Here is a 19,314-nt window from a genome sequence, read left to right as displayed (position 1 = left end):
GACTCCTCAATCGCAGGCGAACTCGTCGCCGTCCAGCGGCCGGCACTGCGGCGGAAAACCATGCTCGCGCCAGTAGTCGAACACGCCGGTCTGGCGTACGTATTCCTGGAACTGCGGCGAACGACGGTAGCGTGCGTATTCCGGGTTCCAGGCCAGGAAAAAGAGCGGCATCGCGTCATGATCCCCGAGCGGCACCAACAGGGCCACGGCGTAAGAAGACGGATCCGGCGGCCTGGCGCCCATGAACGCCTTCAACTCCGCCAGCAGTTCGGTGTGGCCGGCCTCCAGGTTTCGGAAGGCTTCGTACAGGTCCTCGTGGCGATGCCAGCCCGGCAGCCACTTGGACTGGTTGGCCAGCAGCATGAAGGCCGTCTTTTCCTCGAAGTGGGCCAACAGGGCGAAATTGGCGTATTCCGACACCACCGCGCCGGCATCCAGCGCTGCCTGCATTGCGGCGTACGCCTCCTCTGGTTGGCCTGCTGCCCACAAGCTGTCGTAGTGATTCTCGCGACAGGGACCAAACCGGGGCGCCACCTCGATACAGCGGGCGAGAGTTCGCAGCGCATCCTCGGATCGACCGACGAAGGCGAACGTCATGCCCAGCCAGTTAAGCGCCGAGCTGTTATGCGGATCGAGCTCGATGGCCCGCTCGAGGTCGCGGATGATGCCATCGAAGTCATGCCGCTCCACCAAGGTCGCCGTTGCCGTGATCCTCATGTTCGCCAGTGTCGCCAGGGCCATGGCGCTGTCCGGTTCCAGGGCCAGCGCCCGTTCGGCGAACTCAACGCCACGCCGCCTATGCTCCTCCGTGGGCAGGTCCGAATAACCGTACTCGACGATCACAGTCTGCACCGCCGCGCGCAGCTCCCAGGCACTGACGAAATTGGGGTCCTGCTCCAGGGCCTGGCGCAAGAGTTCGTCGGCCTCGTCCAGGCCGGTGCGGCCCTGGAACAGCGCACGGGCCCGCAGGTACATATCGTAAGCGGTGAGGTTCTCTGTGGCGTGGGCCAGCCGCACCTCGTCCTCAATCTCGATACCCAGCGAATCGACCAAGGCGACCACGATGGCCGAGGCAATCTCTTCCTGGATGGCAAAGACGTTCTCCGCGGTGAGCGGGCGATCGAAGGTATCCGACCACAGGTGCCGGTCCACCTGGGCGTCGATCAGCTGCGCGGTGATGCGCAGGTTGTCGCCGGCACGGCGCACGCTGCCTTCCAGCACGTGACGCACCGAAAGCCGCTCGGCGATCACTGGCAAACCGAGGCTCTCCTGGCCCTTGAAACCAAACGAAGAGGTGCGCGATGCCACCTCCAGGCCCTGCACCCGCACCAGCGCGTTGAGGATTTCCTCGGACATCCCGTCGGCAAAATATTCCTGGTCGCCGCCCGGCGAGAGGTCGGCGAAGGGCAGCACCGCGATCGAGGCATCCTTGGCCGCGGAGGCCTGCCGAGTCGCAGCGGGCGCTGCCTCCTGCTCCGCGGCTGCGCCAATCGCCTCCGCTTCGACCGTTGTAACCGGCGCCTCGGGCGTCAGCCGGTCGTAGACGAGCAGCCCGATCGCCGCGACCGCGACAACCAGGGTGGCCCAGTTGAGCTTGTGGCTCGTGGCGGCCGCCGGCTCCGGGGACGCGCCGGCGTCTCGCTTGATCCCTTCCGGTGTGAGTTCGTAGATCCACGACAGCCCCAGCGCCGGGACCAGCCCGATCACCAGCAGCACCACCAGGCCGCGCAGCACGCCGTCCGGCACATCGAAGATCGGCAGCACGGTCTCGGCCACTTCGATCACCAGCCACGCGGTGACCACGTAGAAGATGGCCACGCGGAAGACGTTGCGGCGCTTGAGTTCGGCGAACAGGCCCGGCCGCTCGCTCACGGCACCACCACCTGGATATCGAGACCGGGCGCGCGGGCCAGTTTCGCGTCGCGCGTGACCAGGGTGGCGTCCAGCAGGCTCGCGAGTGCCACGTATGCCGCGTCGTATGCGGTCATGTTCTTGCGCAAGGACCAGATGGCGTCGCGCAGACTGGAGTGCCGGTAGCGGCGGATGCGCAGTGCCCGCAACAGCTCGACCACGTCCGCACGGCTCGGCGGAATGGCCCCGTCTTTGTCCAGCCGGCGCAGGATCTGCAGCACCTCGACATCGAGCAGCTCAGGCGCGGCCAGGACGCTGTCCTTTGCCCACAGCAACGCTTCGATCGGCTGCGGCCGGAACCGCCCGATCAGGTCGACCACGACCGAGGCATCGACGACCAGGACTCGGCTCATGCGGCGTCACGCTCCCGGCGAATCAGCGCAGCGGACGACTTCTTCATGGCGAAAGGCTCGGCCTGCTCCAGTCGTTCATGCAGTTCCTGTTCGGAGGGCAGCGCCAGCATCGCCTGCAGCTCCTCCAGGATCATTTCGCTCATGCTCTTGCCGGCCAGCGCCGCGCGCGCCTTCAGCGCCCGGTGCACTTCCACCGGGACATTCCGGATTTGAATCATGCTTGACATGCCGTCATCCTCGTTTCATGTGTGCTACATGTTACCATGTCAATCACATACAAAGTCCTCCGCCCCCACCGGTCGGCACAGCGGCGGGAAGCGATGCTCGCGCCAGTACGCCAACACCCCGGCGTCGCGGATGATCTGCTTGAACGTTTCCGTCTACGGTGCCTATCCGCAGCGATAGTCGCCATCGGCGTCCTTGCGGCATCGCTCCGGCGCGCCGAAGCGATCCCAGTAATCGGCGATGCCGGTCTTGCGCAGGAACGCCGGGAACGCCGGCGAAGCCCAGGCATTCGGGTAAAAGTGGGTGCCCAGCACTTCGCCCAGGAACATGGAGTCGTTGTTCGACGGGTAGTCCGCAAACACTTCGAGTCCACGCTCGGCCTCGCCCATGGCCACCAGGATCACGGGAACCAGCGAATTGATACGCATCGGCGATGCGGCGAGATAGTCATCGATAATGGCGAGCGCACGCGCTCTTGCTTGTTGATCTCCGACGCGCACTGCCGCAAAGGCTGCCGGCGCCTCGGGCGTGAGGTCGGAACCGAAGATGCGGTAGAACTCCTCGAAGTAGGCCTGCGCCGCCTCGCGATCCCCTCGTTCGAGCGCAACGTACGCCCAGGCGATCTCCGCCCAGCTCAGCCCTGCTCCACGGGCGCGATCGACCATCTCCTGCGCCGTCGCCAGATCGCCAGAGGAAGCGTACAGGCGGGCGCGCCAGCCCAGTGCATTGGGCATCAGCGGGTCGAGCGCCAGGACGTCGTCGAGTTCACGCTCGCAAAGGCCGATCGCGCCGACCATGCATTGACGAATTGCGGCCCAGAACACAGCAGTCGAATCATTAGGATCGGCCGCTAGCGCACGCTGGATGGCCTCGGTGGCGTCAACAAAGCGCCGGTTCGCCCAATGAAGCACCGCCAACGCGGCGTGCGGCTCGGCCAGCCCGGGATCCAGGTCCAGGGCGGATCTCGCGTGGCTGCTTGCCTCGGCCATCAAGGAGTCGAAGCGGTCCGACGCAACGATATTGGCCCACAAGAAGTAGAGCGTGGCGAGGCGCGAATGTGCGCGAGCATAGCCGGGATCGAGACGTAGCGCCTGCTGGGCCGACGCGATGCCCTCTTCGTAGCGCCCCGTTTCGCGACGGTTGAACACCTCGGTCGCACGCAGATACTGTGCATAGGCATCGGGATTCGTGGTACCCGCGTTGACCAGCCGCTGGTCCTCGCCGGCGCCCAAGGCCACCTTCAGCTCGCGAGTGACCTCGCGCGCGATGCGCTCCTGCAGGGCAAAAATGTCGGCGTCCGTGCCGTCGTAGGTCTCCGACCACAGGTGGAAACCGTCCTCGCTGCGGACCAGCTGCGCCGTGATGCGCAACCGCTCGCCCTGCTTGCGCACGGAGCCCTCCAGGATGTGGGCCACGCCCAGCGTCGCACCGATAGTGCGCAGGTCCTCGTTGCGGCCCTTGAAGTGGAAGGACGAGGTGCGCCCGGCCACACGCAGCCCAGGCAGGCGCACCAGCGCATTCAGGATTTCCTCGGCGATGCCGTCACCGAAGTACTCCTGGTCTCCGGCCGGACTGAGGTCGGCAAACGCCAGCACTGCAATCGATTGCGACTCAGCGGAAGCCACCGGCGCGGTATCTTCGGTGACTTGCGCCGCCGGCGACGTTGAGATGCCAAGCAGCCGCTCATAAGCGAACAACGAAATCGCCAGCAGCAGCAGCGCGATCACCGCAATGTTCAGCCGCCGCGCTCCTTGTTCGCGCAATGCGTCGGACAGGGCCGGATCGCTCTCGCGCTTGAGCCCTTGGGGCGTGAGCTCGTAGATCCAGGCAGACACCATTACTGGCACGAAACCCAGAGCGAGCAGGATGACTAATCCGCGCAACACGCCGTCAGGCACGTCGAACAGCGGCAGCACCGTCTCCGCGACCTGCAACAGGACCCACGCGGAAACAACGTAAAACAACGCCACGCGGATGACGTTGCGGCGCTTGAGTTCCGCCCATAAGGATTGCTTTGCGCTCACTGCCCCGCCTCCGCGGTACCGGCCGAGGCAGACCGCCCCAGCCCAGCCGCAATCATCGCATTCATTTCCGCGGCGATGCCCTCGGCTTCGACCCGGGCACGCTGGACCGCCTGGGCGTCAGCCATTTGCGCAACGATGTCCTGGAAGCGGGGATCATCGCGCAGCGTGGCGAAGCGCCGGTCAACGGCAAGCAGGTCGGGGACATAAAAGCCCGCATCGAAACTGCGCTGCAGCCATTGCAGCGACTCCTCGGGCCGCCCAAGCAGCGCGTGGATCGCGGCAGACTGCAGCCAGCGATCCGGCCAGCCGCGACCCTCGTCGAACATCTCCTCATGTATCCGCAGGGTTTCCTCGAACAGGGCGGTGGCGCGCGCGACCTCCCCCTCGTCCAGCAGCACCTGGGCGAACACGCTGCGCGGGGCCCCGAAAACATACAAGCGCGCTGCCGGCGCGATCTCGGCCTGGCGCTCGATGAAGCTGCGCACGTCCTGGTAATCCCCGAGGAAGACCTGTATGGCGGCGGACAAGCGCTCGAATTCCTCGTTGCCGTCCCAGCGTTCGCGGCCCGCGCGCAGGAGTTCGAGGGCCTCCCCCGAGCGCCCCTGCCGCGCCAGCAGCCAGGCACGCTCCATGTCCAGCCGACCCAGCTCCAGGCCTTCGGCGGCGGCCAGGTCGAGCCAGTTCTCCAGTCGCTGCTCGTCGCCCAGCCTCATTAGGACATTCGCAGCATGCCAGCGCGTGTTGGGCACGTTCCGGGACAGGCGCACGGCGCGAGTGATCTGCGCCAGCGCGACCGCCGACCTGCCGGTCAGCGCATTGTTGTAGCTCAGGTCCGTTAGCGTGAAGTGGTCCGGGTCCAGCGCGATAGCTTGCTCGAAAGACGCGATATTCTCCTCGATCTCTTCGGAGACGCTGTAGGCACTGCCGAGAGCGAAGTGGGCGAAGGGCGACTCGGGATCGACGTCCAGTGCCCGCCGGGCCGTCGTGAAGGCCTCCTCGACGGCATCGAGGTCGCCGAGCCGGGCCGCCCAGGTGTAGCGCCACGAGAGGCGCGCCCAGGCGTCGCTGAAGCCCGGATCCAGCGCGACGGCCTGGCGCAGCAGCTCGATGCCCGTGCGATTGGTCGCAATGCCCACGGACGAGAACTCCCGGCTGCGCAGGTAGAGCTGGTAGGCCGCGACATTGTCCGTGGGCGGGGTTTCGATGCGCGCCTGCTCGCCCGGACTGAGTTCCGCCTGCAGCGCCGCGGCGATCGCCAGCGCCACATCGCGCTGGATCCCGAACACGTCGGCCAGCTCCCGGTCGAAGTCGGTGCTCCAGAGATGCTGGCCGCTCGTCGCGTCCACCAGCTGCGTGGTGATCCGGACCATGTCGCCGGACTTGCGCACGCTGCCCTCGAGCACCGCGCCGACGCCCAGCGTCGCGGCAATCTCCGCCAAGGAAAGCCGGCTTTCGAGCGCGCGGCTGACCGCCGTACGGCTGATCACGTGCAGCGCCGAGACGCGCGACAGCTGGCTGGTGATCTCCTCAGTCATGCCGCTGGCAAAATAGGCATCGGCGGGATCAGGTGAATAGTTGTCGAACGGCAGCACGGCGATGAACACGCCCTCCTCGGCTGCACGCTGGGCCTGCGGGGCTGTTCCGGGCTGCGGGGCCGTCTCCGAGATCTTCGCCGGGGCGTCGCCCAGTTCCGTGGTGGCCGGCGCCCAGACGCGATCCGCGACCATCACCACGATCACCACCGCGATGCCGGCGAGTATCAGCCAGTCGATCGGCTTACCCGCCTGCGATCCAGACGTTGCCGCGGCAACGTCCGCGGCGCGCTTCACGCCCACGGGGGTCAGCTCATAGGCCCAGGAGAGAAGCAACGCCAGCGGGAAGCCAAGCACCAGCAGCGCCACGAAAGACTTGAACACCCACTCCGGCGCGCCAAAATTGCCGAGCAGTATGTCGCAGACCTGTATCAGGAGCCACGCCACCACCACGTAGGCCGCGCCCACGCGGAACACGTTGCGGCGCTTGAGTTCGGCAAGCAGGCTCATGCCTCCGGATCCCGCGGCGGGCAGGCAAAGGGTAAGGGCACCAACGGCGGGCGCTGTACCTGCTCGCGCTCGAGGATGCGCATCAGCGAGGGGAATGGGCTCGGATCGAAATGCGGATATGTCAGGAAGCTAGCCAGCGCATAGGTCCGCCCTTCACGCTCGAGTTCCATCAACAACTCGGTGGCAGCTTCCATTTCGCCAAGCACCATCAATATTTGCCAGCGCAGTGACACGTTTTCAGGATCGAGGCTGGCGAGATGCTGCTCGGCGTCGGCGCGCCGGCCCTCAGCGCAGGCCTGGCGCGCCAGTGGCACGATTGCCCAGGGCTCATCCCCCTGGGCGACGCGTGTCATGCGTTCCAGCAACTCCCCTGCGGCGGCCACGCGCTCGTCCCATAGCAGGGTCCGATGCGCCTGGTAAAGAATGTTGAAACCGTCCGGCCACCGCTCCAGCAGGACGAGAGACTGATCCGCAGCACGTGCGTAATCACCTGAACGATACGCATAGTTGATATGCCAAAGCGCCACTTCGTAGCGCAGCTGTGACTCCGCCCAGGTGACCTCGAGCGTGCGCTCCAGCAATTCCTTCCTACCGGCGCGCATGGCGACGCTAAGAAGCTCTCCTATTGCAAGCGCATCGCCTGGCCGCTCTGCCAGGTAGGCCTGGTAGAGCTCGATGGCCCGGCGCCAGCGCGACTCCAGCACGGCCTCGCTCGCCTCATAGCCTGCGCGCTCCGCGGCGGTGGTGGCAGTCTCGATAGCCCGCCGAATCCGCCGCTTGAACTCGGCTTCGATCTGCGCCGGCGGGAGATCGAAAGTTCCGGTGTTTGCCCTGTTGATGTTGAGTTCCGATAGCCAGACTTGCGCAGCGTGCGCATGCGCTGCCGCAAAGCTGGGATCGAGAGTACGCGCGTGCTCGAAGAGTTCGTAGGCTTCCCGGATCGATCCGCCAGATCCCCTGCCGCCAGACCAGGTGGCTATGCCCCTGATATAGGCTTGATAAGCCTCCACGGAACGGGTTCCGACGTTCGCCATATCGGACAAGGCTTCCGGATCCATGGTGGTTTCCATGGCGAGGGCGATGTTGCGGGCGAGGTCTTCCTGGATCTCGATCATATCGGCCGGGTCGCGATCATAAGTCTGCGACCAGACATGAAAACCATCCGCGGCACGGATCAGTTGCGCCGTGACCCGGATACGCTGCGGCGTGCTGCGAATCGAGCCTTCCAGCACATGTGACACGCCCAGCTCCGCCGCGATCTGCGGAATGTCCAGTGTGCTCCCCTTGTAGCGGAACGACGAGGTGCGCGCCGTCACCAGCAGATCCGGAGTCCGCGCCAGTGCGTTGAGGATCTCCTCGGTCAGACCGTCGGCAAACCACTCGTGGTCGCTCGCGGGGCTGAAATCGGCGAATGGCAGCACGGCGATGGTCTTGTCGGTGACGGCCGGCCCGGTCGCATCGGACTCAGCGGCTGAATCCCTTGCCGGCGCACCTTCGGGGGCGCCCAATGGACGCAGGAACCAGCCGGCACCCAGCCCGATGCCGAGGACAACCAGCAGTCCGGCGACCAGAACAGTGCGCTTGCCGAGCAATGCGGGCGTGGCGCCAGCGGCATCGCCCTGTTCAGGTTCGAGTTCCGCAACGGCCTCGGTGCGCCGGATGCCGTCCGGCGTGAGCTCCAGCGCCCAGCCCAGCACCAGCGCAATGGGGAACCCCAGCACGATCATCGCCACGACCAGATTCATCACCCAGTCCGGCACGCCCATCCGCGGCAACAGCAGGTCGGCCGCCTCCAGCACCGCGAACGCCGTGGCGGCATAGACCACCGCGACGCGCACCACCTTGCGGCGCTTGAGTTCGGCGAACAGACTCACTGCGCCATCTCCTCGCAATCGAGACGGCGCCCCGCCGAGTCATCGATCGGCCGACAACCGCGCGGGTAGCCGTAGTTGTCCCAGTACTCCACCCGACCGCGCCTCTCCATCGACTCGAAATAGCGCGGGTCCTCGCGCAGCCATTGCATCGCGGGCAGCCATGCCGACATCAGGATTGCCCACGGCCTGTTCACCTGGGTCTGCGCTACCCCGAACGCGCGCTCGCCACGCTCAAACATCAATGACGCAGCGAAAAAGTCCCCGTCCTCTCCCTCTCCGTCCCAGTTCCGGGTTTCCATTGAATGAAGGTGGGCCATGCGGACCGATGGATCCTGCAGTGCCTGCAGGAGCGCCGCTGCGACGTGTGATTCGGACTCGAATCCGTCTTCCAACCGGCTCAGCATGGCCGCGACCAGTTCAGTGGCGCCGGCGAGGTCCCCGTCATGGAGTCGGTCTGTCGCCAGCAAGTTGCCCCAGAAGTCGAGGCCGTCGAGCGCCACTGCTTCCAGGGCCAGTCGCTCGCCTTCGGCGCGCCGACCCTCGATGGCGTGGGCGATCCCGAGCACACCGCTGTTGATGCCGACCAGCGGATCAGATTGCCGGGCACTCTGCAGCAAGGGCAGCGCGCGCTCTGCGTACCCGAGCTCCAGCCAGAGCAGCGCCAGCCACAACCGCGGCGTGGTGTCTGGTGCGGGCAGGGCCGCTGCACGCTCGAGCAGTCGAATGCCTTCGGCGACGGCCCCGGGGGTCCCCGAGTCGGTGACGATCTGGCCTTTCACCGCCACGCCGATCGGAATCCCGGCGTTCAGCGCCATCGCACGGTCGGCTGCCAGGCCGGCCAGCCGAGCCATCTCTGCTCGGTCGTTGTCGGTCGGATAACCGGCGCTACCCTGCATCCAGTAGGTGGCGGCCAGGAAAGCCCAGGCTTCGGCGAAGTCCGGATCGCGATCGACCGCGAAACGAAAATCCTCGATCGCCTGGTCCAGCTCGGCACGCTGATAGAAACGCGAGCGGCCATGCAGATAGCGCTGGTACGCATTAAGGTTCCTGGTCGGCGCCTCGACGGCGACCCGGCGTGTACCGAGGATATCCTCCAGCGCCACTGTGATTGCCTGCGCGATGTCTTCCTGGACCTGGAAAATATCGTCGAGGTCGCGATCGTAGCGCTCCGACCACAGGTGGGCGTCGTCGCCGGCTTCGATCAGCTGTGCCGTGATGCGCACCCGGTTGCCCTGCTTGCGCACCGAGCCCTCGAGCACGTGGCGGACGCCGAGCTGCCGCGCGATCTCGGGGATCGGCCTGTTGCTGCCCTTGAACGAGAAGGCCGAGGTGCGCGACGCGACCTTCAGCCCCTCGATGCCGGCCAGGATGTTCAACAGCTCTTCCGAAATTCCGTCCGCGAAGTAGGCGTTTTCGGGGTCGGGGCTCATGTTGACGAAGGGCAACACGGCGATTGATTCGATTTCAGCCGGATTCCTCGTCTCGGGCGGCTGCTGAGCATCGGCCTGGGCAGGCACCCCGACGTCGCCCGACCCTGCCACCTCAGCGGGTTCGACCCGCTCCTGGGTATTGGACTTGAGCAACCAGCCGGCCGACAGGCCGATCCCGACGGCCACCAGCAAGGCGCTGGCGAGGACCGTGCGCTTACCGAGCAGCGGTGGTGTCGTGCCCGGCTCAACGTGCTCCGGCGCCGCCTCGGTGCGCCTGATCCCGTCCGGCGTGAGCTCCAGCGCCCAGCCCAGCACCAGCGCAATCGGGAAGCCGAGCACGATCATCGCTACGACCAGGTTCATCACCCAGTCCGGCAGGCCCATGCGCGGCAACAGCAGGTCGGCCGCCTCCAGCACGGCGAAACCCGTGGCCGCGTACACGACCGCGACGCGCACCACCTTGCGGCGCTTGAGCTCGGCGAAGAAACTCATCGACCCCACTCCGCCCGCAGCCGCGCCATGTAGTCGCGATACGCGGCCGCGTCGCCGTACAACGCATCGTAATAAGGCTCCAGGCCGAGCAGGAGACCGTCCGGAAGCCAAAAAGGGTCCCCCAGGTAAGGCTCCAGCAACGTCCAGGCAGCATCCGGATCACCCCGCCAGCGCCGGCTGTCGGCAAGCGTAAAATCCCGTTGCACGCGTTCGAACACGACGAGTTCCGCCATGTCCAGGGCCCGGACCTCCCAGCGCAGGGCCGCTTCACGCTCGCCAGCGAGGGCCGCCATCCAGGATGCCGAGGCCAGCCATGCGGCGTCGTAGCCACCGGGCAGCGGGCGGCGGCTTTCGAGCCACGCTTCCATGGCCTCGAAGGCGCGCCGCGCAGGAGCTTCGGCTTCAGCATCACGTCCCGCCAGCCGCAGGTATTCGGCCTCGGTCGCGTCGAGCACCGCGATCTCGAGTCCGCTGGCCCGGCCACGCCGCTGGGCGACCATCTCGAGCGCCCCATCCAGGTCGCCCTCGGCAAAGCGGGTCCGCTCGAGAGTGTCTGGCCATATTGTCGAAAAGCCCAGGCCATGCGTGCGGCCGTAGTCCAGCATGGCCCCCCGGTCCGCCTTGAACGAGAGCTTGCTGTACGCGAGCACCCATGGATAGTTGGGATCATCCGGGAACTGCGTCATCGCCTGTTCGGCCATGGCGATCGCCTCCTCCCCATGGCCGTTCTGCAACAGCGCAATCAGCATCTCGCTCCAGTCAGAACTGTTCTCCGGGTCCAGCGCCCGCACCCGCCGGGCCATCTCAAGAAACTCTTCGCGGCGGCCAAGCCACTTCAGCGCCGTCCTCACATTGCGCATCAGCTCGATGTCGTTGGGCTGCTCCGCCAGCAACGCCTGGAACTCGGCCAGCGCCAGCTCGAAGTTACGCTCGATGAGACGATGGTAGTGCGCCAACGCGATACGGCTCTCGGCCCGCTCCGGCCACCGCCGGCGCAGTTCCGTAACCAGCGCCAGCGCCTTGCGCTCATAATTGCCGTCGAGTTCGGCCCCCAGGCGATACAGCTGGCCGTACGCATAGGTGAGCTGAGCTTTCGCGGCCAGGAAATCCGGATCCCGCTCGATCGCCTGTTCGAGCAACGGGGCTGCATCGCGAAAACCCTCGGCGGCGCGCCAGACTCTTAGCTTCTCGCGCGCGCGGAGATAAAGGTCGTAAGCGGCCGGGTTGTCCGTCGGCCGTGCCTCGATGCTGGCGCGCAGCTTCGGATCCAGGCTCGCCTGGAGTTGCGCCGCGATCGCCAGCGCGATCTCGGACTGGATGGTAAAGGTGTCGTCGATGGTGCGGTCGAAGTTTTCGGCCCAGATGTGCTGGTCGCTGGCGGCCTCGATCAGCTGCACGGTCACGCGGACCCGCTCGCCAGAGCGTCGCACACTGCCCTCGAGCACGTGGCTGACGCCGAGCCGCCGGCCGATCTCCGACACCTCCAGCCCATCGCCGGCGATCGTTTCCATCGAAGTGCGCGAGATGACCCGGAGTTCCGGGATCAGTGACAACCGGGTGAGCACTTCCTCGTGCACGCCACTGGCGAAGAAGGCATTGTCCGGGTCGGGGCTGAGATTCGTGAACGGCAGCACGCCCACACCACGTGCGGGGGCCGGCTCAGCAGTCGCGGCGACGCCGGCAACATCGGGGCTTCCGAGTCCCGTGCTCGTCGCTGCCTGTTCCCGCTCCGGAGCGCCGGGCTTCAACAGCCAGCCGGCGGAGAGGCCAATGCCGAGCACCAGCAGGAGCCCCGCCACGACCATCGTGCGCTTGCCCAGCAGCGCCGGTGCGCGTTGATCGCTCGTATCTGCGTGCGCGGCCTCCGTACGCTTGATGCCTTCCGGGGTCAGCTCCAGCGCCCAGCCCAGCACCAGCGCAATGGGGAACCCCAGCACGATGAGCGCCACCACCAGGCTCAGGCCCCACTCCGGCACACCCATCTGCGGCAGCATGATGTCCGCCGCCTGCAGCACGGCAAATGCAGTCGCGGCATAGACCACGGCAACGCGGATGACCTTACGTCGCTTGAGCTCGGCGATGAGGCTCACGTCCCATCCTCCGAGTCGAGTCCAGCCATGTGCGCCTGGTAGGCCGCGGACTGGCCGAATCGTGCCTCGTGCAGGGGCCGAAGGGCGCGCAGCAGGCCCGGCGTCATCATCATTACGTGGAACTTTCCGGCGTCGGTGTAGTGTGCCCAGGCAGCGTCATGATCGCCGAGAAGGCTTGCGGCGCGAGCCAGCTCAGCCAGCCGGCTACGGTCCTCAGTCGTGTCCAGCCTTGGCTCGGACTGCGCGCGCCGCGACCATTCGGCGGCCGACTGACGCTCGCCGGCGGCAGCAGCCACGGCAGCGGCCAGGGCATAGGCCGCCCCGCGCCCGCGCGGCGGCAGCGCGGCGAACTCGGTTTCCCCGCGATCCTCGAGGTAGTCGTAGGCGCGACGCGCGTGAGACCGGGCCTCTTCGCCACGCTCTGCGTAAATCAGGAGCTCGGCACGCAACAGGTCATCGTGAACGGCCTCGAGATCGTAACCGCCCGCCGCGGGCGCCAGCACCGTGAGCGCCCGCTCGACATCGCCGCTGGCGAACAAGACTTCGGCAATAAAAGAATTCGTAATTTCATTAGCTCGACCGGCCAAAGCCAGGATCGATTGAATGTCGCCACGAAACGCCAAGACATAGAACGCCCGCCAGAAATCGAAGAACGGTTGCTCGGGAAACAGTGCGCGGGCGCGCTCGACCGCTTCGATCGCTTCCTCACCGCGTCCGAGCTGCGCCAGCGCATTCGAAACCTCGAACCAGGCGCCGCCGTTCTCCGGATCGATCTCGACCCAGCGCCGCGCGGCGACCAGGTTCTCCTCACGTTGGTTCAGTCGCTTGTGGCTGGCAGCGATACAGGAATGGACCCAGGCGTCGTTGGGTCGCAGTGACAACACGTCCTGGCAAACTTCGAGTGCCGCGGCATAGTCGCTTTCGACCAGGTAGAGATATATCGCCTGTGCCAGCCGAGCCTCTGGCCGATCGGGCCAGCGGCGCGAAATCTCCTCGACCAGTTCGCGCGTGCGCGCGACGTGCGAGCCCGCCGTATCCTCGCCGTCCCAGAAGATACGGCCATGGGCCTCGGCCAGCATCAGCCGCGCCTGCAGGAAATCCGGATCGAGGACAAGCGCCTGCTCCAACAGGGCAATCTGCGCACGCCAATCGTCGAAACCCCGTCTGCGATCGAGTGCGCGCAAGTACAGGTCGTGAGCCTGGGAATTCTCCGTCGGCCGCTCAGCCAGCGCCTCGGCCTCGCGCGGGCTCAGCTCGATGCGCAGCTGCTCGGCGATGGCGCGGGCGATGTCGCTCTGGATGGCGAAGATGTCATCGAGCTCCCGGTCGTAGTTCTCGGCCCACAGGTGTTCGTCGCGCGCCGCATCGATCAGCTGCACGGTGACCCGCACGCGGTTGCCCGCGCGCCGCACGCTGCCCTCCAGCACATGCGAAACGCCGAGGCGCTGCGCCATGGCCGGCACGTCCAGCTGGCTTTCGGCGATGCGCAGCATCGAGGTGCGCGAGATCACGCGCAGGTCGGCGATCAGCGACAGGCTGGTCAGCACTTCCTCGTGGACGCCGCCGGCGAAAAAGGCATTGGCCGGATCCTCCGACAGGTTCTCGAAGGGCAGCACCGCGACGCCGCGTGCCAGCGGCTCGGCCGCGAGCTCCGGCACGGGTTGGTTTTCCGTCGCGGCTGCGTTTTCTGCCTGGGGTACGGTTGCCCGCGCGGGCGCCGCGCGCTCCGCCACCGCCGGCGGGTCTGACGGCGGGTCGGCCGGCGGCACGGGCGGTCTCAGGAACCAGCCGGCGCCCAGGCCGATGCCCAGCAGCAGCAGGCCTGCCGCCACCGCCAGGGTGCGCTTGCCCAGCAGCGCCGGCGTGGATGCGCTGTCGGCCGACGCTTCAGGCGCGGCGGTCGGCGTCACGCGCAGGCCCTCCGGCGTAAGCTCCAAGGCCCATGCCAGGACTAGCGCGATTGGGAAACCCAGCACGGTCAACGCGACCACCAGGTTCATGCCCCAGTCCGGCACGCCCATGCGCGGCAGCATGATATCCGCGCCCTGCAGCACGGCGAACGCCGTCGCTGCATACACCACCGCGACCCGCACGACCTTGCGGCGCTTGAGCTCGGCGATGAGGCTCATGGCGCGTACTCGCTGCAATCGAGCCGTCGACCCTCCGGATCATCCACCGGGCGACAGCCGCCCGGGTAACCCTCGGCTTCCCAGTAAGCCACCGCGCCACTGTCAGCCATGAACTCGTAGAAACGCGGATCCTCCCTGAGCCAGCCGAGCGACGGCAGCCAGGCGGCGAAGCGCATGTAATTCTGGCCACTGCGGTCGGCGGCCGCGACCGCGTCGAACAACCGGTTGGTATCGCGAAACACCAGTGACAGGACGACCCGGGCCCCGTTCAAGAATCTTGGTGACGCGTCAGGCGGCAGCGCCGCAAACGCCGCGGCCTGTTGGCCGGGGTCGGCCAGGGCGGCCAGTACCGCCCGATCGATTTCACCGTCATCCAGCATTCGCCAGAGCTCAGCAAACCGCGCCGTATCGCCTTGGTGAACGGCCTCGAAGGCCAGCAGCTGCGTCCAGTACGGGGAGTTTGGATTCAACTCCAGGCCCCGCTGGACGAGCTGCGCGGCCTCCTCTTCGCGGCCGAAAACGGCATGGGCGTAACCGAGATAACCGTGATTGATCGGCACCAGCGGGTCCTGGGCATGCGCGCTCTGGAACCAGGGCAGCGCAAGATCCACGCGCCCGACCTCCGAAAGCGAAAGACCTAGCCAGAGCCGAGGAGAGGTGTCCGGGTCGACCTGGCGGGCGGCTTCCTCGAGCTTGGCAAGGCCTTCCACCACGTTGCCTTGTGCCACCAGGCTCATGCCCATCCCGGCCAGCAGGATGGGAATGTCGGGATCCAGCGCCAGCGCCCGTGCCTGGGCTTCGTCGCTGCGCTCGTTGAGATCCGCGGCGTCCAGCTCCGTCGGATAACCGCCGCCGGCTACGACACCGGTGGCCGCGGCAAGGAATGCCCAGGCCTCGGCGAATTGCGGATCACGATCGACGGCGGCCTGCAGGTCCTCGATCGCCTGGTCCAACTCGAAGCGCTGGTAAAAGCGTGAGCGGCCACGCAGGAAGTCCTGGTAGGCGTCGAGGTCGCGGGTGGGCGTATCGACCGAAACCTCCGGCGTGCCGAGGATGTCCTCGAGCGCGGCCGTGATCGCCAGCGCGATCTCCTCCTGCACGCGAAAGATATCCACCAGCTCGCGCTCGTAGGTCTCCGACCACAGGTGGGCATCGCTGCCGGCATCGATCAGCTGGGCGGTGATGCGCACGCGCTGCCCCTGCTTGCGCACCGAGCCCTCGAGTACGTGTTGCACGTCCAGCAGGCGGGCGATCTCGGTGATCGGCGTGTCCTTGCCCTTGAAAGAAAACGCCGAGGTGCGCGAGGCGACCTTCAGTCCCTCGATGCCGGCGAGAATGTTCAGCAGCTCCTCCGAGATGCCGTCGGCGAAATAGGCGTTCTCGGGATCCGGACTCATGTTGACGAAGGGCAACACGGCGATGCCGCTGGCTTCCGGCTGTTCCGCGGCAACGGAGAGGGCGCCGACCGGCTGCCCGCCTGAAGCATCGTCAAGCGATGGGCTTTGCGCGCCAGCCTCACCAGCCGCTCCCGCCGATACTGGTGTCGTGTCTTCCCGCTCGGCCACGCCTGCCGTCTCGACAGGCAGGTCACGCGCGCCCTGCCCGCTCTCCTTGAACAGGAAGCGGTCCGCCACGATCACGGCCACCACCACCACCATGCCGACGAGGATCAGCTTGTCGATAGCCCGACCAGTCTGCGGCGTCACCGAGGCATCTTGCTCGACCTCCTCGGTCCGCTTCACCCCTTCCGGCGTCAGCTCGAAAGCCCAGGCGAGAAACAGCGCCAGCGGCAGGCCGATCAGCAGCAAGGCGATGACGAAAGTCACCGTCCATTCGGGCAGGCCGAGGCGCGGGAAAATCGTGTCGCTGATCTCCACCAGCAGCCAGGCCACCACCAGGTAGGCCGCGCCCACGCGAAACACGTTGCGGCGCTTGAGTTCGTCGAACAATCCCGGCGCCGAACTCATGATGCACCGCCTATGACCGAGCTGTGGTAAACCGGTGCGGGGAGCGGTCCCATGCCGAGCTTGTCGCGCTCGATGTTGATAAGGTCGATCATGCGGCTGACCTGTGCCTGGAAGGCCGGATCGTCGTGCAACTGCACAAACGCCGGGTCCCGGCCCAGCAGCGGATTGCGGGTGCCCCGGTCGATGGCCACGGCCAGCGCCGCGAGCGCCGCGGCGCGTTCGCCGGCCAGCGCCAGGTAGCGGGCTTCGGTGATCAGGAAGCTGGCACTTGCAAAGCCTTGTCCACGCAGAAAATCCAAGTGCTCGCCCCATCGTGCCAGCGTCTCGGCCAGCGCCTCATGCCGGCCCAGCGCATGCTGCGCGGCGGCGATCGGCGCCAGCAGTTGCAACACTCCCGTGCCGCCGAAACCCGCGTCTATCCCGTCGAGGTCACCCCAGCGCTCGCGATACAAGGCCAGCGCCTCTTCATGCCGACCGGTCTGCGACAAGGTGTACAACAGGTCTGTGGTAGTAACGTGATCACCCGGTGCCGCCGCCGCGCGGCCGCGGGCCAAGGCCACGGCCTCGCCATCCAGGCCCTTTGCCACCAGTGCCCGCGCGTGCAAACCCGTATCCGGCAGTGACAGGACCCGTTCCAGATCGCCGAGTGTGATGTAGAGCCAGGCGTTCATCCTCTGCGCGAAGGCGTCTTTCGACGCCAGCTCCAGCGCCCGCGCCACGGCCGCCTGGGCCTCCGCCAGGCTGCCCGAGGCATATAGCACCACGGCTTCGCGCGTGAAGCCCTGCGGATTGTCCGGAAAGGCGCGCTGCATGCGCACCGCCGTCGCCTGTGCTTCAGCCAGCTCGCCGCTAGCCAGCAGGGCCCCGGACATAGTGGCCAGATTGGCCACGTACAGCGGGTCGAGATCGGCCAGGCGGCGCTGGGCGGCCAGCTGCTCGCGCAGGCGCCCAGCGCCGCCAAGGAGTTCCGCCTGCCAGTGCAGCACATCCGACTGGCCGGGGTTCAGCGCCAGCGCCCGCGCCAGCGCCGGTTCAGCACGCGCAGGGTCCCGCTGCATAAGGAACAGCAAACCCTGCACCGCATGCGCCTCGGCGAGGTCGGGATCGAGCGCCAGCGCCCGGTCCAACAGCGGTTGCGCGAGGGCCATTGCCTCGTCCAACGGGATGTCGCCGTAACCGCGCCACACTTCATTGTTCAGGAGCAGCAACACCTGCGCCGCCGCCGCCTGCGCCGGGGCATAGTCGGGATCCAGCGCGAGCGCCTCGTCGAGCAATTCGCGTGCAGCCCCCAGGCCGCTGCGCGTACGGCCCTGGATCAGCCGCCGGGCCTGGAGGTACAGATCGTAGGCCGGCAGCGAAGCGGCCGCCTGGGCCACCGGCGCGGCCTGCTCCGGTCCCGCCAGGCTCACGCGCAGTGCCTCGGCAATGGCGCCGGCAATCTCGGTCTGGATGGCAAACACGTTCTCCAGCCGCCGGTCGTAGCTTTGCGACCACAGGTGCGAGCCATCGTCGGCCTGGATCAGCTGTGCGGTGATCCGCAGGTCGTCACCGGCCTTGCGCACGCTGCCTTCCAGCAGGTAAGCCACGCCCAGGGTGCTGCCGATGGTGCGCAGGTCCTCGTTACGCCCCTTGAAGGCGAACGAGGACGTGCGACCGATCACCTTCAGGTCGCGGATCTGCGCCAGCAGGTTGAGGATTTCTTCGGACAGGCCGTCGGAGAAATACTCCTGGTCGCTGTTCGGGCTCATGTCCGCGAACGGCAGCACGGCGATGGATCTTTCCCGCGCAATTTGGGCGACCGATTCCTCAGCCAGCGCCTCAGCCGGCGCCTCGGCCGACGCCGCGCCAGGATCGCTCACGGGCCGCAGGAACCAGCCGGCGCCGATGCCGAGACCCAGCACCACGAGCAGTGCGCTGGCAAACACCGTGCGCTTGCCCAGCAGGGCAGGCATATTCGGATCGGCCGTCTCGGACGGAATCGCCTCGGTGCGCTTGAGTCCGTCCGGCGTCAGCTCCAGCGCCCAGCCGAGCACCAGTGCGATCGGGAAGCCCAGCACGATCAGCGCCACGACCAGGTTCATGCCCCAGTCCGGCACGCCCATGCGCGGCAGCATGATGTCCGCGCCCTGCAGCACGGCGAAGGCGGTCGCGGCGTAGACCACGGCGACGCGGACGACCTTGCGGCGCTTGAGCTCGGCGATCAGACCGGGCGCGTTGCTCATGTTTCGGTCCCAAGCGACTGAAGAAAAGGATTGCGGACCCTGAGCCCGGCAATGCTCCGGCCATGGCTGAAATCCTCGCTGTAGAGCACGTCGCAACGGCTGCGGACCGCGGCCTCCGCGATCAGCGCATCAAACCAGGACAGCTGCTCGCGCTCCGCAAGCGCGTGCGTGCTGATCACGATCTCGTCCCCTTCGGCCACGCTACGCAACCAGTCTCGGATGAACGCCGACTTATCAGGGTCGCGCCGGTCCAGCCGGTACGCCCAATGATTCATGTCGACAAATACGCGCATCACTCAACCCGCTCCACGCTTATGCAGCGAATCGCGCGACCAGGACCCGCGACTGGCAGAGCCTGTGCGGTCAGTGAGCGCATCGAGCGCATCGAGCGCTTCCATGCGCCGGCTGCGGGCATCGACATACCGTTCCAGGTATTCCCTTACCAGTACATTGACTGAGGTGTGATCACGCAGCGCGGCCTCGCGCGCCTTCTGCAGCAACTCGTCGTCCAGGCTCAGGGTCAGATTGGCCATGGTTCTCTCCGGTCGCGGATCC

Annotated in this window: 13 protein-coding genes; all 13 read right to left on the bottom strand. The window is 66.7% G+C overall.

What is annotated here, in order from left to right; all coding sequences use genetic code 11:
- Positions 1-6 precede the first annotated feature (6 nt).
- The gene (locus G6N75_RS11515) at positions 7-1,872 is read right to left on the bottom strand and encodes a tetratricopeptide repeat protein (protein WP_165348510.1); all 1,866 of its coding nucleotides are present in this window, start codon (positions 1,870-1,872) and stop codon (positions 7-9) included.
- Positions 1,869-2,264, bottom strand: a complete 396-nt coding sequence (locus tag G6N75_RS11510; protein ID WP_165348509.1) for a type II toxin-antitoxin system VapC family toxin — start codon at positions 2,262-2,264, stop codon at positions 1,869-1,871. The genes G6N75_RS11515 and G6N75_RS11510 overlap by 4 nt, the downstream gene beginning before the upstream one ends.
- Positions 2,261-2,491: a hypothetical protein gene (locus G6N75_RS11505; protein WP_165348508.1), complete on the bottom strand. Its 231-nt coding sequence runs from the start codon at positions 2,489-2,491 to the stop codon at positions 2,261-2,263. The genes G6N75_RS11510 and G6N75_RS11505 overlap by 4 nt, the downstream gene beginning before the upstream one ends.
- 162 nt (positions 2,492-2,653) lie before the next feature.
- Complete coding sequence (locus G6N75_RS11500; RefSeq protein ID WP_165348507.1) at positions 2,654-4,513, bottom strand: hypothetical protein; 1,860 nt, start codon at positions 4,511-4,513, stop codon at positions 2,654-2,656.
- A complete protein-coding gene (locus tag G6N75_RS11495) occupies positions 4,510-6,555 on the bottom strand; it encodes a hypothetical protein (RefSeq protein ID WP_165348506.1) in 2,046 nt (681 codons plus the stop codon). The genes G6N75_RS11500 and G6N75_RS11495 overlap by 4 nt, the downstream gene beginning before the upstream one ends.
- The gene (locus G6N75_RS11490; RefSeq protein WP_165348505.1) at positions 6,552-8,429 is read right to left on the bottom strand and encodes a hypothetical protein; all 1,878 of its coding nucleotides are present in this window, start codon (positions 8,427-8,429) and stop codon (positions 6,552-6,554) included. Before G6N75_RS11490 ends, G6N75_RS11495 begins: the two co-directional genes overlap by 4 nt.
- Positions 8,426-10,351, bottom strand: a complete 1,926-nt coding sequence (locus G6N75_RS11485; RefSeq protein ID WP_165348504.1) for a hypothetical protein — start codon at positions 10,349-10,351, stop codon at positions 8,426-8,428. The genes G6N75_RS11490 and G6N75_RS11485 overlap by 4 nt, the downstream gene beginning before the upstream one ends.
- A complete protein-coding gene (locus tag G6N75_RS11480; protein WP_165348503.1) occupies positions 10,348-12,441 on the bottom strand; it encodes a hypothetical protein in 2,094 nt (697 codons plus the stop codon). The genes G6N75_RS11485 and G6N75_RS11480 overlap by 4 nt, the downstream gene beginning before the upstream one ends.
- Positions 12,438-14,570: a hypothetical protein gene (locus G6N75_RS11475; RefSeq protein WP_165348502.1), complete on the bottom strand. Its 2,133-nt coding sequence runs from the start codon at positions 14,568-14,570 to the stop codon at positions 12,438-12,440. The genes G6N75_RS11480 and G6N75_RS11475 overlap by 4 nt, the downstream gene beginning before the upstream one ends.
- Positions 14,567-16,537: a tetratricopeptide repeat protein gene (locus G6N75_RS11470; RefSeq protein WP_165348501.1), complete on the bottom strand. Its 1,971-nt coding sequence runs from the start codon at positions 16,535-16,537 to the stop codon at positions 14,567-14,569. Before G6N75_RS11470 ends, G6N75_RS11475 begins: the two co-directional genes overlap by 4 nt.
- The gene (locus G6N75_RS11465) at positions 16,534-18,759 is read right to left on the bottom strand and encodes a hypothetical protein (protein WP_165348500.1); all 2,226 of its coding nucleotides are present in this window, start codon (positions 18,757-18,759) and stop codon (positions 16,534-16,536) included. The genes G6N75_RS11470 and G6N75_RS11465 overlap by 4 nt, the downstream gene beginning before the upstream one ends.
- Positions 18,756-19,055, bottom strand: a complete 300-nt coding sequence (locus tag G6N75_RS11460) for a PIN domain-containing protein (RefSeq protein WP_165348499.1) — start codon at positions 19,053-19,055, stop codon at positions 18,756-18,758. The genes G6N75_RS11465 and G6N75_RS11460 overlap by 4 nt, the downstream gene beginning before the upstream one ends.
- A complete protein-coding gene (locus tag G6N75_RS11455; protein ID WP_165348498.1) occupies positions 19,056-19,292 on the bottom strand; it encodes a DUF6364 family protein in 237 nt (78 codons plus the stop codon).
- Between the last annotated feature and the right edge of the window lie 22 nt (positions 19,293-19,314).

Source organism: Thioalkalivibrio sp. XN8, from assembly GCF_011058255.1.
Taxonomy (GTDB): Bacteria; Pseudomonadota; Gammaproteobacteria; order Steroidobacterales; family XN24; genus XN24.
This window is presented reverse-complemented; position numbering and strand designations above follow the sequence as displayed.